This is a genomic window from Belnapia moabensis DSM 16746 (genome assembly GCF_000745835.1).
GTDB classification, from domain to species: Bacteria; Pseudomonadota; Alphaproteobacteria; order Acetobacterales; family Acetobacteraceae; genus Belnapia; species Belnapia moabensis.
Genome location: NZ_JQKB01000104.1, coordinates 1 through 13,659 on the forward strand (window position 1 = coordinate 1; position 13,659 = coordinate 13,659).

General features: G+C 71.5%; 14 protein-coding genes and 1 pseudogene. 6 read left to right on the plus strand and 9 right to left on the minus strand.

The window, feature by feature from the left end; translation table 11 throughout:
• From EP26_RS33830 to EP26_RS35535, 5 genes and pseudogenes are all read right to left on the minus strand, one after another.
• Window positions 1-245: pseudogene (locus EP26_RS33830) on the minus strand (IS110 family transposase); the annotation flags it as partial.
• 72 nt (window positions 246-317) lie between these two features.
• Window positions 318-1,607: a carboxylesterase/lipase family protein gene (locus EP26_RS26760; RefSeq protein ID WP_052389732.1), complete on the minus strand. Its 1,290-nt coding sequence runs from the start codon at window positions 1,605-1,607 to the stop codon at window positions 318-320.
• Window positions 1,608-1,736: 129 nt separating this feature from the next.
• Window positions 1,737-2,705, minus strand: coding sequence for a Bug family tripartite tricarboxylate transporter substrate binding protein (locus tag EP26_RS26765; protein WP_043343472.1), 969 nt, complete (start codon window positions 2,703-2,705; stop codon window positions 1,737-1,739).
• Window positions 2,706-2,734: 29 nt separating this feature from the next.
• Window positions 2,735-4,075 carry an MmgE/PrpD family protein gene (locus EP26_RS26770; RefSeq protein ID WP_043343474.1) on the minus strand — a complete coding sequence of 447 codons (1,341 nt, stop codon included), beginning with the start codon at window positions 4,073-4,075 and terminating at the stop codon, window positions 2,735-2,737.
• On the minus strand, window positions 4,072-4,212 hold the full coding sequence (locus tag EP26_RS35535) for a hypothetical protein (protein WP_157033826.1): 141 nt from the start codon (window positions 4,210-4,212) through the stop codon (window positions 4,072-4,074). Before EP26_RS35535 ends, EP26_RS26770 begins: the two co-directional genes overlap by 4 nt.
• Before the next feature lie 129 nt (window positions 4,213-4,341).
• Here EP26_RS35535 and EP26_RS26775 point away from each other — a divergent pair, with 129 nt between their 5' ends.
• The 6 genes from EP26_RS26775 (at window position 4,342) to EP26_RS26800 (ending at window position 9,855) form a co-directional block, all read left to right on the plus strand.
• A complete protein-coding gene (locus EP26_RS26775; RefSeq protein ID WP_245624534.1) occupies window positions 4,342-5,151 on the plus strand; it encodes an SDR family oxidoreductase in 810 nt (269 codons plus the stop codon).
• A 23-nt stretch (window positions 5,152-5,174) separates the two neighbouring features.
• Window positions 5,175-6,146, plus strand: a complete 972-nt coding sequence (locus tag EP26_RS26780; RefSeq protein WP_043343478.1) for a Bug family tripartite tricarboxylate transporter substrate binding protein — start codon at window positions 5,175-5,177, stop codon at window positions 6,144-6,146.
• A gap of 2 nt (window positions 6,147-6,148) precedes the next feature.
• Window positions 6,149-7,165, plus strand: coding sequence for a LacI family DNA-binding transcriptional regulator (locus EP26_RS26785; protein ID WP_043343481.1), 1,017 nt, complete (start codon window positions 6,149-6,151; stop codon window positions 7,163-7,165).
• On the plus strand, window positions 7,095-8,060 hold the full coding sequence (locus tag EP26_RS26790) for an NAD(P)-dependent oxidoreductase (RefSeq protein ID WP_245624535.1): 966 nt from the start codon (window positions 7,095-7,097) through the stop codon (window positions 8,058-8,060). The genes EP26_RS26785 and EP26_RS26790 overlap by 71 nt, the downstream gene beginning before the upstream one ends.
• A 202-nt stretch (window positions 8,061-8,262) precedes the next feature.
• A complete protein-coding gene (locus EP26_RS26795) occupies window positions 8,263-9,225 on the plus strand; it encodes a pirin family protein (protein WP_043343485.1) in 963 nt (320 codons plus the stop codon).
• Between the two features lie 207 nt (window positions 9,226-9,432).
• A complete protein-coding gene (locus EP26_RS26800) occupies window positions 9,433-9,855 on the plus strand; it encodes a carboxymuconolactone decarboxylase family protein (RefSeq protein ID WP_052389734.1) in 423 nt (140 codons plus the stop codon).
• Window positions 9,856-9,888: 33 nt separating this feature from the next.
• On the opposite strand, the gene EP26_RS26805 is transcribed toward EP26_RS26800, so the two are convergent.
• The 4 genes from EP26_RS26805 to EP26_RS26820 all read right to left on the minus strand — a co-directional run.
• Window positions 9,889-11,124, minus strand: coding sequence for an MFS transporter (locus tag EP26_RS26805; RefSeq protein ID WP_052389735.1), 1,236 nt, complete (start codon window positions 11,122-11,124; stop codon window positions 9,889-9,891).
• A complete protein-coding gene (locus EP26_RS26810; protein ID WP_043343486.1) occupies window positions 11,121-12,578 on the minus strand; it encodes an FAD-dependent oxidoreductase in 1,458 nt (485 codons plus the stop codon). Before EP26_RS26810 ends, EP26_RS26805 begins: the two co-directional genes overlap by 4 nt.
• A gap of 54 nt (window positions 12,579-12,632) precedes the next feature.
• A complete protein-coding gene (locus EP26_RS26815; protein WP_043343488.1) occupies window positions 12,633-12,971 on the minus strand; it encodes a PadR family transcriptional regulator in 339 nt (112 codons plus the stop codon).
• Window positions 12,972-13,328: 357 nt separating this feature from the next.
• Window positions 13,329-13,659: IS5/IS1182 family transposase (locus tag EP26_RS26820; protein ID WP_043343497.1), on the minus strand; the 331-nt coding region annotated here is incomplete at its 5' end.

The following is a 13,659-nucleotide window of genomic DNA, read 5'->3' on the forward strand; positions in this document are numbered from 1 at the left end:
GGTTTCACGTAAGCCGGTGGGATCAGCCGCACCGTGTGGCCCAGCTTGCCAAGCGCGCGCGCCCAATAATGCGCCCCGCCACAAGCTTCCAGGGCGACCAGACAGGATGGCTGCGCCGCGAAGAACTCGAGCACCTTGGCCCGCATCAGGCGCTTGCGGAACACCACCCGCCCGGTCGCATCCGCCCCGTGTGCTTGAAATACCCGCTTCGCTATATCCAGCCCGATTGTGTTAGCCTGCCCCATGGACGCCTCCCCTGGTGATAGCTTGACACCTTCACCTTGGCACATTGATGCCGTCGGGGGGCGTCCACACCATCAGGCCGGCGCGCCGCCCGAGGCCGCCTTCAACTCCGCGGCCTGGATCATGCCCATGCGGTAGTTCTGGTCGGAGCAGATCGCCACCAGCAGGTCGCTCGGCGTGGCGGCGGGCAGCGCCGCGCGGTAGGCGGCGAGGATGGCGTCGGTCCGCGCCGCGTCGATCCGCAGGAAGCGCTGCACGCGGGCGCGCACGCGCCCTTCGTCCAAGGCGAAATTCGCCCGGTCCGGCGCCAGGTAGAAGGTCACCTCCGTCTCGGCGGAGCCGATCAGCAGCGGCACCTCCGCCGCCGTCGCCGGCGCGGCGGTGTCGAAGGGGTGGGTCTGGAACACCACGCCATCCAGCACCGGACGGAAGTTGTTCGCCCCGCCATTGGCCGCGACGATCTTGGCCATGGCGGCGAGGAGACGCTCGGCCGGGATATCGCGCAGCCGGGCCGCCTCGGTGGGGCGCAGCTCGAATTCGGCAAGCAGCGCATGGCTGGCGCGGGCAGCATCCTCCGGCGTGGCGAGGCGGAGCGCGCCCGAGCCGCTCTGCATGATGGCCCGGTGAAACAGGCCCCGCGCCGCCGGCGCGGCGAGCAGCGCGCTCACCTTCGCCGCGCCGCCCGATTGGCCGAAGATGGTGACGCAACCCGGGTCGCCGCCGAAGGCTTCGGCATTGTCGCGCACCCAGCGCAGCGCGGCCACCATGTCGAGCACGCCGTTGTTGCCGGAGCCGGCCGGCAGCCCCTCGGCCTGGAGGAAGCCGAAGAGGTTCAGCCGGTGGTTCACCGCGACCACCACCACGTCCTGCTCGCGCGCGAGCGCGCTGCCGTCATAGGCCGGCGAGGTGCCCGAGCCGGTGCTCCAGGCGCCGCCATGCAGCCAGACCAGCACCGGCCGGCGCCGCCCGTCCCGCAGGCCCGGCGTGTAAACGCAGAGCGAGAGGCAGTCCTCGCTTTGCGGCGCCGCCGAGTCCAGGTGGCGGAACACCGGCAGGGCCGCGCCCCGCAATTGCGGCGCCGAGGCGCCATGGGTGTCCGCCGGGCGCTCCCCGGCCCAGGGCGCCAGCGGGCCGGGCGGCTGGAAGCGGGCGGCGCCGACCGGGCTGGCGGCATAGGGAACGCCCTTGAAGGACAGGACGCCCCGTTCGGCGCTGCCGCGCAGCCGGCCATGCGTCGCCTCGGCAATGGGTTCGCCCGTTGCGGCGCGGCCGGTGGCGAGCCCGGGGCCGGCGAGCATGCCGAAGGTCGTCAGGGCAGCGGTCCCCGACAGCAGCTGGCGGCGGGGCGGCGTGGTTTCGGGCATCGGGACATCCCTCCTTGGCTTGGCCCCGGTCGTTCCGCCGCCTTCCAGCCGCGCAGCACCGGCAGTAGGCCATGATAGGCCCCGCGCCCCGGCGTGGCATCCACCGGAACGGGCCGAGGGGCGGCCAGCCTATTCCAGCCGGATGGCGAGGTCGCGCAGGACGGCGCCCCAACGCTCCCGGTCGGCGGCGAGGAACTTCGCCATCTCCTCCGGGGTCTGCGTCAGCGGCAGGGCCACCTGGGCGCGGAAGATCTCCCGCACCTGGGCGGATTGCAGCCCCTCGGCCACGGTCCCGGCGATGCGGGCGGCGACCGGCGCCGGCAGCCCGGCTGGGCCGAGCAGGCCGAACCAGTTCGCCGCCTCCACCGGCAGGCCGCGTTCCTTCAGCGTCGGCGTCTCGGGCAGCTGCGCGATGCGCTCCGGGGCGCCGACGGCGAGGATCCTTGGGCGCCCATCGCGCGCCGCGGCGTCGGCCGGCCCGGCATTGAGGAACATGCAGTCCACCTGCCCGCCGATCAGCGCCGTGGCGGCTGGCGCCGCGCCGGTGAAGGGCACGTGCAGCATCTCGAGCTTCGCCTGCTTCGCCAGCCCCTCCATCGCCAGATGCGAGGTGCTGCCGATGCCCCAGGAGGCGAAGCTCACCCGGCCCGGCTGGCGGCGCACCATGTCGAGGAAGGCCTCAAGCGTCGCCGCGCCGAGGCCCGGCCGGGTGATGAGCGCAAAGGGCCCGCTGGCGAATCCCGTCACCGGGGTGAATTCGGTGACCGGGTTGTAGGCGAGCTTCGGGTAGATCAGCGGGTTGATGGCATGCGTCTCGGCATTGCCGAGGATCAGCGTGTGGCCATCCGCCGGCGCGCGGGCCACGGCCTGGGTGCCGACCGCGCCGTTGGCGCCGGCGCGGTTCTCGATGACCACTGGCTGGCCGAGCGCCTGCCCCATGGCCGGCGCCAGGGCGCGGATCAGGATGTCCGCCAGGCCGCCGGGGTTCCAGGGGACGATGACGCGCACCGGCTGCTCGGGGAAGGCGGCCAGCGCGGGGGCGGCGAGCGGCAGGGATGCGGCCACGCCGAGCAGGCCGCGGCGGGTGATGGTGGGCATCGTAGTGGTCCTCCCGGTCTTTCGTGGTGTCAGCCCAGCAGGGCCATGAGGTCCCCGATCCTCGGCGCCGTCTCCAGCGCCCAGAGCGCATCCAGCGCGGCATCGGCGCGGTCCGCGGCGCCGCCGAGCGCGGCGTTGCTGCGGAATTTCGCCGCCAGCTCGGCATCGCTCATCGGCCGCGCCTCGCTGCCGCGCGCATGCAATACCGTCGCCGTCCGCTCCCGCCCATCCGCCAGGCGCAGCGTCACCCGGGCGGCGCCGCGCGGCAGCGAGGCGTCGAGCTCCGCCGCGACCTTGGCGCGGAAGGCCGCCAGCGCCGGGTCGAGCACAGCCAGCATCTCGAAGTCCTGGACGCCCGCGCGGCCGCGGAGCAGGCCCAGCGCGGCGGCATGGTGGATGCTGACGCGCGCGTCGCGCTCGTTCCGCACCGCGCGGTCGCCGCGCGCGAGCAGCAGCGCGTCGCCGGCGACCGTCACCGCGGCGATGGCCTCGGGCGGCAGGTCGAGCTCGGCGCGGAGCTGGAGGCAGGCATCGATCACGGCATGGAAGACGATGCCGGCCGGATAGGGCTTGTAGGTGGTGCGGGCGACCTCCCAGCGCTCGCCGAGGCCAGCGGTGATCTCCTCGACCTGCGGCACATCGCCCATGGCGCGGGCCCAGCCGAGCGGCCCCTCGATGGCGGCCGGCGCCGCCTCGTAGCCCGCCTCGGCCAGCAGCGCGGCCAGCAGCCCGTGCCGGGCCGCGTTGCCCATGCCAACATTCTTCGCCGCGCTCGGCAGGTTCTCCACCAGGCCGGCCGACTGGCTGGCAGCGATACCGAGGGCATGCGCGGCCTGCGCGGCCGTCAGCCCCAGCAGCCTGGCGCAGCCTGCCGCCGCCCCGAAGACGCCGCAGGTGGAGGTGATGTGCCAGCCCCGATCGTAATGCCCGGGCGAGACGGCATTGCCGATGCGGCATTCCACCTCCATCCCGAGCAGGAAGGCGTGCAGCACCTCGGCCCCCGAATGGCCGCGCTGCTCGGCCAAAGCCAGCAGCGGCGGCGCGACCGGCGCGGCGGGGTGGATGACGGTGCGCAGATGCGTGTCGTCGTAGTCGAGCAGGTTGCCGGCGATGCAGTTGACGAAGGCGGCGCTCACCGGATCGAGCTTCCGCCCCTGGCCGATGACCGTCGCCACCGGCGCGCCGCTGAACTCGGCCATGACCTTCAGCGCCGTCGTCACCGCCTGATCGCGCGCGACGCCTATGGCGCAGCCAAGATGGTTGAGCAGGCCGCGCACCGCCTCCTGCCGCAGCGCGGGCGGGATGTCCTCCCAGCGGGAGGCGGCGAGGAAGCCGCCGAGTATCTCGCCGGTGTAAGCCTGGCCACTCATGGTGCGCGCAGGATCAGGCTCTCGCGCGCGGCGCGGGACCAGCGGGCATCCTGCTCCCGACGCAGCCCTTGGTGGATGGCAGCGGACACCGCCTCCGCGATCGGGGCAGGCAGGGCGCTGCGTTCGAGGGCCGGCATGGCGTGCTTCCTGGACGTGTTGCGGCTTCTGGCTGCCGGGAGATGATACCGCTAACCTTTATTCGCTCGGAATGTAAAGGCTCCTCGGTACGGTTGCCTTGCTCATCCCTTCCCGCCTAGGCTGCCATGATGGTAGCGATCACACCAAATTCGGAAGGGATGAATGCGGGCAGCCTCCGCGGCCGCAGCGCGCTGGTCACCGGCTCGACCGGCGGCATCGGCCTCGCCGTGGCGGAGGCCCTGGCCACCGAGGGCTGCGCCATCCTGCTGCACGGCCTCGCCACGGAGGCGGAGGCGGCCCCTGCCCTCGCCGCAGTGGCGGCCCGCGGCGTCGAGGCCCGCTACCACCGGGCGGACCTTGCAGACCCGGCGGCCATCGCCGGCCTGGCCGCCGAGGCCGGGGCGCCGGACATCCTGGTGAACAACGCCGCGACCCGGCATTTCGGCCCGGTCGAGGAGACGCCGCCCGAGGCCTGGGACATGGACATCGCTGTCAACCTTTCGGCGGCCTTCCACCTGCTGCGCCTGGTCCTACCGGGAATGCGGCGGCGCGATTGGGGCCGGGTGGTCAACATGTCCTCGATCTACGGCCTGGTCGGTGCCGCGGGCCGCGTCGGCTACGTCACCACCAAGACCGCGCTGATCGGGCTGACCCGCGCCGTGGCGCTAGAGACGGCCGGGAGCGGCATCACCTGCAACGCCCTCTGCCCCGGCACCACGCTGACGCCCAACATCGAGGGGCGGCTGCGGGCCGCCATGGCGGAGCGCGGGCTCGACCGGGCGGCGGCGGAGGCGCAGTTCCTGGCCGGCAAGCAGCCGACCGGCCGCTTCGTGCAGGCGGAGGCGGTGGGCGCGATGGCGGCCTTCCTCTGCGGCGAGGCGGGGCGCGACATCACCGGGGCGGTGCTGCCGATCGACGGCGGCTGGTCGGCCTGCTGATCCGGCAGCGAAGGAGGACGGGCATGGAACGGCGAACCCTATTGGCGGGCATGGGCGCGGCGACGCTGCTGCCGGCGCCGGCCGTGGCGCAGACCGGGGCGCAGGCCTTTCCCTCCCGCCCGCTGCGGCTGATCGTCACCTGGCCGCCGGGTGGCACCACCGACATCCTGGCACGGCAGCTCGCGCCGCAGCTCTCGGCCCGGCTCGGCCAACCAATCGTCGTCGAGAACCGCGGCGGCGCCTCGGGCGCCATCGGCGCGGCGGAGCTGGCGCGGGCGCCGAGTGACGGCCACAGCTTCGGCATGGTGACCAGTACGGTCATCTCGGCCGCGCTGCTCTCCCGCACCGCCTATGACCCGCTGCGCGACCTGACGCCCATCCTGCTGCTGGCGCGCGTCGCCAACATCCTCGTCGTCAACCCGTCCCTGCCGGTCCGCACGGTGGCGGAGCTGATCGCCCTGGCCAAGGCGCAGCCCGGAAAGCTGACCTTCGGCTCGCCCGGCATCGGCTCGGCGGTGCACATCTCGGGCGAGATGTTCAAGCTCGCCGCCGGCGTCGACATGCTGCACGCGCCCTATCGCGGCGGCGGCCCGGCGCTGGCCGACGTGGTGGCCGGGCATATCCAGCTGATCTTCGGCAATGCCAGCTCCACCCTGCCCTTCGTCCGCGAGGGATCGCTGCGCGCCATCGCCGTCACCTCCGCAGCGCGCGCCGCCTACCTGCCCGAGGTGCCGACCATTGCCGAGACGCTGCCCGGCTTCGCCATCGACGAGTGGTACGGGGTGCTCGGCCCGGCCGGCATGCCGCCCGCCGTGGCGGAGCGGCTGAACGCCGCCCTCATGGACATCGTCACTCAGCCCGCCGAGCGCGCACGGCTGCTGGAAGGCGGCGCCGAGGTGGCCGGCGGCACGGTCGAGGAGTTCCGCCGCTTCATGGCGGAGGAGGTCGACAAGATCGGCGCCGTGGTGCGCGACGCACGCATCACCGCGGAATAGGCATGGACGGCGATCCCCCCGGCGCGGCGGCGCGGATGCGGGACGTGGCGCGCGTCGCCCAGGTCTCGGCCATGACCGTCTCCCGCGCGCTGAAGGACCCGGAGCGCGTCTCGCCCGAGGTGCGGGCGCGCGTCGAGGAGGCGGTTCGACGTGTCGGCTACGTGCCGAACCGGCTGGCCGGAAGCCTGTCCTCCTCGCGCTCCAACGTCATCGGCCTCGTCGTGCCGAGCATCGACAACTCGCTCTTCGCCAGCACCATCCAGGGCATTTCGGACGTGCTGCGGCGGCATGGGCACGAGCTGATGATCGCCTCCTCCGGCTATGGCGAGGCGGCGGAGGAGGCGGCGATCCGCGCCTTCCTCGGCCAGCGCGTCGCCGGGCTGATCCTGCACGACACCACCCATTCGCCGGAAGCGGTGGCGATGATCCGCCGCGCCGGCATCCCCGTGGTGGAGAACGGCACCCTCACCCGCCAGCCGCTCGACATGGTGGTGAGCTATTCGAACCACGATGCCGCCATGGCGATGACGCGGCACCTGCTGCGGCTCGGCTATCGCCGCATCGGCTTCGTCACCCTGCCGCTCGCCGCCAACGAGCGCAGCCGGGACCGCCGCCGCGGCTATGCCGCCGCGCTGGAGGAGGCCGGCCTGCCTTACGATGCGCGCCTGGTGCTGGAGGTGCCGCCGGGCCTCGCCGCAGGCGTCGAAGCGCTGGACCGGCTGCTGGCGGGCGGCGGCGATCCGGATGCCATCTTCTTCGCCGGCGACGTGCTGGCGATCGGCGCGGCGCTGGAATGCAACCGGCGCGGCTGGCCGGTGCCGGGCCGCGTCGCCATCGCCGCCTTCGACAATATCGACCTGCTCGGCCACCTCGTGCCGCCGGTGACCACGCTGCGCCTGCCGCGCCACGAGATCGGCCGCCGCAGCGCCGAGGTCCTGCTCGACCGCATTGAGGGCCGCGCGACCGGCCCGCTGGCCGTGGACCTGCGTTTCGAAATCATCCACCGGGCGAGTACGTGACATGACGGATCAAGTGATCGGCTTCATCGGCCTTGGACAGATGGGCAGCCGCATGGCAGCCCGGCTGCTGGAGGCCGGCCACCCCGTGGTGGCCTACGACCCCGTGCCGGCAGCGCTGGACGCGGCCGTCGCGCGGGGCGCCACCCCCACGGCCAGCCCGCGCGAGGTGGCGGACCGGGCGGACCTGGTCTTCGCCAGCCTGCCCACGCCCGGCGTGGTGCGCGCCGTGGCGCTCGGGCCCGACGGCGTGCTGCAGGGCCAGCGGGCGCGCTGCTTCGTCGACCTCTCCACCACCGGGCCGCGCGTGGCGGGCGAGGTCGCGGCCGGCTTCGCCGAGGCGGGCCGCACCACCTTCGACTGCCCGGTCAGCGGCGGCATCACCGGCGCGGCGGCCGGCCGGCTCGCCATCATGGTCTCCGGCCCACGCGCCGAATATGCGGCGCTGGAGCCGCTGCTGGGGGTGCTCGGCAAGCCCTTCTTCTGCGGCGAGGGGGCGGGGCAGGCGCAGGTGCTGAAGCTCTGCAACAACCTCCTCGCCGCCGCGGCGCTCGCTGTCTCCTCCGAGGCCATTGCGATGGGAGTGAAGGCGGGGCTCGATCCGGCCCTGATGTGCGAGGTGATCAATGCCAGCAGCGGCCGGAACAGCGCGACCCAGGACAAATTCCCCCGTGCGGTCATCCCCCGGAGCTTCGATTTCGGCTTCACTACGGGATTGTCGCACAAGGATGTGCGGCTCTGCCTCGACGAGGCGGAGGCGATGGGCGTGCCGATGGTGATCGGCAGCGCGGTGCGGCAGATGCTGGCAGTGACCAGCGCGACCTTCGGCCCCGAGAGCGACTTCACGCACATCGCCCGGGTCGTCGAGGACTGGGCCGGCGTCAGGATCGGCGGCTGACGGAGGCGGCCCGGCGCGGGCACGGCCGCGGAACCGGATTGCGGCGCCGGCCCTGGTGATGCATGAGGGGGCCGAAGGCGGGCGCAGGCCGGCCGCCCGCGGCCCTTCGGGCGCGACCCGGATCTGGCCGCACCCCGCCGGGCGCGCACCGCCCACCCTGGCCGTGACGCGAGCGGATCACCACGCAATACGGAGACGATCGATGAGCTGGAATCCCTGCCCGGACCCAACCCTCGGCGACCGCAGGAGCACGGAGGCCGTCGAGATCACCATCGTGCCGCGCGCGGTCGATCTGGGCGAGATGACGGTGCGCCGGGCCCTGCCCTCCACCAAGCGGCAGATGGTCGGCCCCTTCATCTTCTTTGACCAGATGGGCCCGGCCGAGTTCCTGACCGACCAGGGCATCGACGTGCGGCCGCATCCGCACATCAACCTCTCGACGCTGACCTACCTGTTCGAGGGCGAGATCCTGCACCGCGACAGCCTCGGCACCGAAATGGCGATCCAGCCTGGCGCGGTGAACTGGATGCGGGCCGGGCGTGGCATCGTGCATTCCGAGCGCACGGCGGAGGCACGCAAGCGGAGCGGGCAGCGCCTGTTCGGCATCCAGACCTGGATGGCCCTGCCCGTCGCGCAGGAGGAAAGCGATCCTGCCTTCCTGCATCACGCTGCCGACGCCCTGCCGGTGATCGAGGCCGGAGGCGTGCAGGCGCGGCTGATCGCCGGGCGCGCCTTCGGCACGGCCTCGCCGCTCGAGACAGCCTCCGAGACCCTCTATGCCGATGTGCAGTTGCAAGCCGGCGCACGCATGCCGATCGATGCCGGCTATGATGAGCGGGCGATCTATACGCTCAGCGGCCGGGTCGAGATCGCCGGCGACAGCTTCGAGCCTGGGCAGCTCCTGGTGCTCCGTCCCGGCGATGCAATCACCGTGACGGCGGCAGCGGATGCGCGCTTCATGGTGTTCGGCGGCGCGCCGATGGAGGGACCGCGCTACATCTGGTGGAACTTCGTTTCATCCCGCCCCGAGCGCATCGCGGCGGCGAAGGAGGAGTGGGCGAAGGGCCGCTTCGACACCGTGCCGGGCGATGAGGCCGAGTTCATCCCGCTGCCAACCCGGGCTGACGCGCCACAGCGCGCGACCGGGGGCGTATTCTACCCCTGAGCCCTCGCTCGACCTCGAGGTTTCTCCGCCACCAGCCCTGAAACCGGCCCGGTCATCGGTGGTGCAGGGTCCATTGGGACATGCTGGCCGGTGACTTCTCCTCAAGGATTGCGCCGTCGACAACGTGAAATCGGCGGCGCGGTGACGGCGCCTTCCCGGTCCTTCGCAATCCGCCCTAGGTTGGCGCCCGCAAGGGAGGAACCCGCCATGGACAAGACCGAGATGTACAGGAAGGGCACAGCCATGCGCCGCGAGTTGATGGGCGAGGCCATGGCTGACCGCATGGCGACCACCGTCTACACCGACAAGCTGATGGAGGGCTTCGCCGACTGGACACGGGAAGCGGTGTTCGGTCTGCTTTGGACCCGGCCCGGCCTCGACGTGAAGACCAGGGCACTGATCACCGTCATCACCGATACAGCGACGGCCGCTTGGCCGGAACTCCGCATTCACCTTCGCATGGCCCGCCGCCAGGGCTGGACGGAGGAGGAGCTAGGCGAGGCGCTTCTCCACACTGCCGGCTATATCGGCGCGCCTTCTGCCCGGGAGGCGCTGCTGGTGGCGCGCGAGGTCTTCGTCGAGTTGCGCGCCGAGGAGCAGGGCGAGCGGCCTTCGGATTGCAGCAGCTGAAACCGGCACTGGGTCAGGTTTGCCAACTGTGGCCTATCGCGTCTCCCGGCGTTTGAGCGCCATGGGCACGAGCGGCAGCACCAGCGCCAGGTTCAACAAGGAGGCACCCCACAGGACGGCCAGCGTCCCGTCCGGCCCGACGCCATTGAGCAGCGATACTCCAATCATGGGAGCCGCTGCGGTGGCCAGAAGGGTCGGCAGCGCCAGGCGGCCCATGAGGATGGCGTAGCCCTCGCGGCCGAAAAGCGCGAGCGGCACGGTGCCCCGGGCGATGGAGCGGATGCCGCTGCCCATGCCGTACAGGACGATGCTGGCCGCTGCGATGCCCGGCATCCCGACCAGCAGACCAAGGCCAACCGCAACCAGAACGGAAGAGGCGACCAGGCTCCAGATGGGGTGGGCCTTCTTGCCGAAGGCCATCTCGAGCACACGCCCGCCCACTTGGCTCGGCCCGATCAGCGCTCCCATGCCCACCGCCGCCGCGAGCGCCAGCCCTTGAGCCTGAAGCAAGGTCAGCAGATGGACTGCGATGACCGTCATGGTGGCGTAGGCGAGCGTGAAGCCGGCCGCGAGCAGGACGAAGGCGGTTCGCTGGTCCGGCCGCAGCTGGCCGGGCGGAGGCACGCCCGAGACGGCTGAAGGTGCTGGACCGCGCCGAACCTCGCGCGGCAAACCCACCAGATAGAGGGGCAGCACGACCGCGAGGTGGATGACGGCGTAGGTCAGGCAGGCGCCGCGCCATCCCAGCTGCTCGGCAAGGAACGCCGTCAGTGGCCAACAGACCGTGCTGGCGAAGCCCCCGAACAGGGTGACCTGGGCGATGACCGGCCGCGCACCCTCACCGTAGAGCCGACCGAGTGCGGAAAAAGCAGGGTCGTAGAGACCGGCACCCATCCCGAACCCGATGACGACCCAGGCCGCGATGAAGAGCGGCAAAGTCGGCGCGAACCCGAGCCCAAGCAGGCCGACCGCCAGCAGGACGGCGCTGGTGGCCAGGACGGGGCGGCCGCCATGCCGGTCGATGAGGTGACCGATCCGAGGCGAGACCAGGCCCGAAACCAGCAGGCCGATGGATAGGGCTCCAACCACCCAGGTGAGCGGCCAGCCGGTGTCGGCCGCGATCGGCCCAGCCAGGACGGCAGGCAGGTAGTAGCTGCTGCCCCAGGCGAGAATCTGCGCCACGCCGATCGCCGACACGACCACCAGCCTCGGACGGCTGGAAGTCGGGTCCACCGGGGCGGTGCCCCCGGCCGCCGCGCCCAGGCTCATTCAGCCGGTTCGGCCTGGGCAAGCTCCTTGCGAGCCGAGTTGCCACAGCAGGGCACGTTCTCGGCCAGCTCGGGCTTGGGCGCGCAGCAGCCGCTCTGCGGCGTGTCCGGCATGCCGCAGGATGCACCGGCATCCGCCGCCTTCGGAAGCACGCGGCTGGAGCTGCAGACGCCGGTCTGCGGCAGGTCGAGCTCGACCCGGCGCGCCGCCTCGACGTCGCCCGCGAGGAAGGCGGCGATGGAGCGCACCTGCTCGTAGCCCGTCGCCAGCAGGAAGGTCGGCGCCCGGCCGTAGCTGGCCATCCCAGCCAGGAAGAGGCCCGCGTCCTGCTGCGCCAGTTCCTCGGCGCCGTGCGGCCGGACCGTGCCGCAGGAGTGGAGGTTCGGGTCGATGAGCGGCGCCAGCGCGCGCGGGCATTCCAACGCCGGGTCGAGGTCTGTCCGAACCTCGCTGAGAATGCCGAGGTCAGGCCGCAGGCCGGTCGCCACGACCATCTCCTCGACCTCCGCCATGCGGCCTTCGGCACTCAGCACCGTCAAGGCATCGCCGTTCCCGCGCCGGATCTCGTCGATGGAGAAAGGCGCGAGCAGCTCGACGACGCCGGTCTCGACGAGGCGTCGCAGCCGTTGGCCAAGCGCACCGCGCTCCGGCAGCTGGTCGGCCGCGCCGCCGCCATAAGCACGTGTCAGGTCGGTGCTCCGCGTGGCCCAGAGGATGGTGGTGCCCTGCGCCTGCGCGGCGAGGGACGCGAGATCGATGAGGGTGCCGATAGCGGAGTGGCCGGAACCGACGACAATGATACGCTTGCCCGCATAGCGGGCGCGGTCGGCGCCGAGGACGTCGGGCATGCCGTAGCGGATCCGGTCGGCCGCCTGGTGCTCGCCGATGGCGGGCAGGCCGGAGGAACCGGCGGGGCTCGGATTGCCCCAAGTGCCGGTGGCGACAATGACTGCGCGGGCGAGGACTCGCCCCTGCTTTCCTTGCCCATCCTCGAACCGCAGCTCGAAGGGCTGCTGGTCGCGCCCAGCATTCCGCACCTTGCCCGCGCGCAGCCTGGCGACGCCGGTAACACGCGTGTTCAGCCGCAGGCAGCGGGCGATCTCGGGCAGAGTGGCGAGCGGTGCCAGGTAGCGCTCCACGAGGTCGCCGCCGGTCGGGAAGGCCTCCGGGTCCGGCGCCGGCCAGCCGTGCCGCTCCAGCAGTGTACGGGCTGTCCGGTCGATGTTGTACCGCCACGGCGAAAACATGTGGACGTGGCCCCAGTCCATTGCCGCTGTACCGACCGAGGAACCGGCCTCGAGCACGACCGGCTCCATCCCACGCTCGAGCAGTTGCGTCGCGGTGGCGAGGCCGACGGGACCGCCGCCGATAATGGCGACCGGGAGCGATGCAGGGTGCTGCCATGCGGTCCCTGAGGGTTCGGAGCGCCGGTTGGCGGAGCAACATGAGCTCATCTTGGTTCTCCTTTGTCATACCTCTGGGGGAGAGGCATCAAGGCAAATGAAAGCTCAGCACTTGCAGTCCTTCCCGGTCGTTTCGCGGGCCTTCGCGGCACGGTCGGTCTCGGTCAGTGCGGCGGTGGCATCCATCCAGGCCCCGAGGCCGACCCGGAAAGCCTCGCGGCCCTTCTCGGTCAGGGTGTAGACGCGGCGCTCGCGGCCGGAGACGATCTCGGTGGTCGAGGTCACGTAGCCACCCTGCTCGAACTCGCGGAGAGTCGGATAAAGAGCACCCTCGGAAGGGGAGCAGCACCCGTTTGTAGTCCGCTCCACCGCCCGAGAGATGTCGTAGCCATGAGCTGAGCTGTCGTGCAGGACCTGCAGGACAAAGAACCGGCTGAGCGCCATCTTGATAGTCCCGGCCCAGTAAGCACGGTCTGTGAAGTCTGGAGGCGGGCGGGAAACGGATGTGAGAACGGACTTGCTCGGCATATCGAGACCCTATGCCTCGGGGGGCGATGTGTAAACACCTTGTCGGGACAGGCGCGAGCGACTGAGCAGGCATCTCATGAAACCCATGCGCGGATAGCGCTTGAGGCGCTGCATGGCTGAGCGCGACCGCTGAGTTCGGCGGATCGACAGCGATGCTGGCCGGACTGCTCGGGAAGATTGCTCAGCTCATGCTGCTGGGTTGGTGAGCCGTGTGAGTGAGCGCCGAAGATTGTCAGCGATGGCAGTGAGGCGGACCTACAGGGTTAAGGCCTGTTAGAGCTTGATGACTTTGATCCAGTTTGCGGTGGCGGCGAGGCAGAGCACGCCGAGGAAGGAGCGTGCGGTCTTCTCGTAGCGAGTAGCGACCGCTCGCCACTCTTTCAGACGTGCCCAAAGGTTCTCGACCAGGTGGCGGTTGGCGTAGATCCAGTCCGGACAGGCGACCTCGGCATCGGTGCGCCGGGGCGGGATCGCAGGTCGCGCGCCCATGTCCCAGATGCGCTCGCGGAAGGCGTCAGAGGCAAAGCCGCGGTCGCCAATGATCCAACCCGGCACGTCCGGCAAGCAGCCGAGTAGACCCGGCGCCATGGGCAGTTCGTGCGCC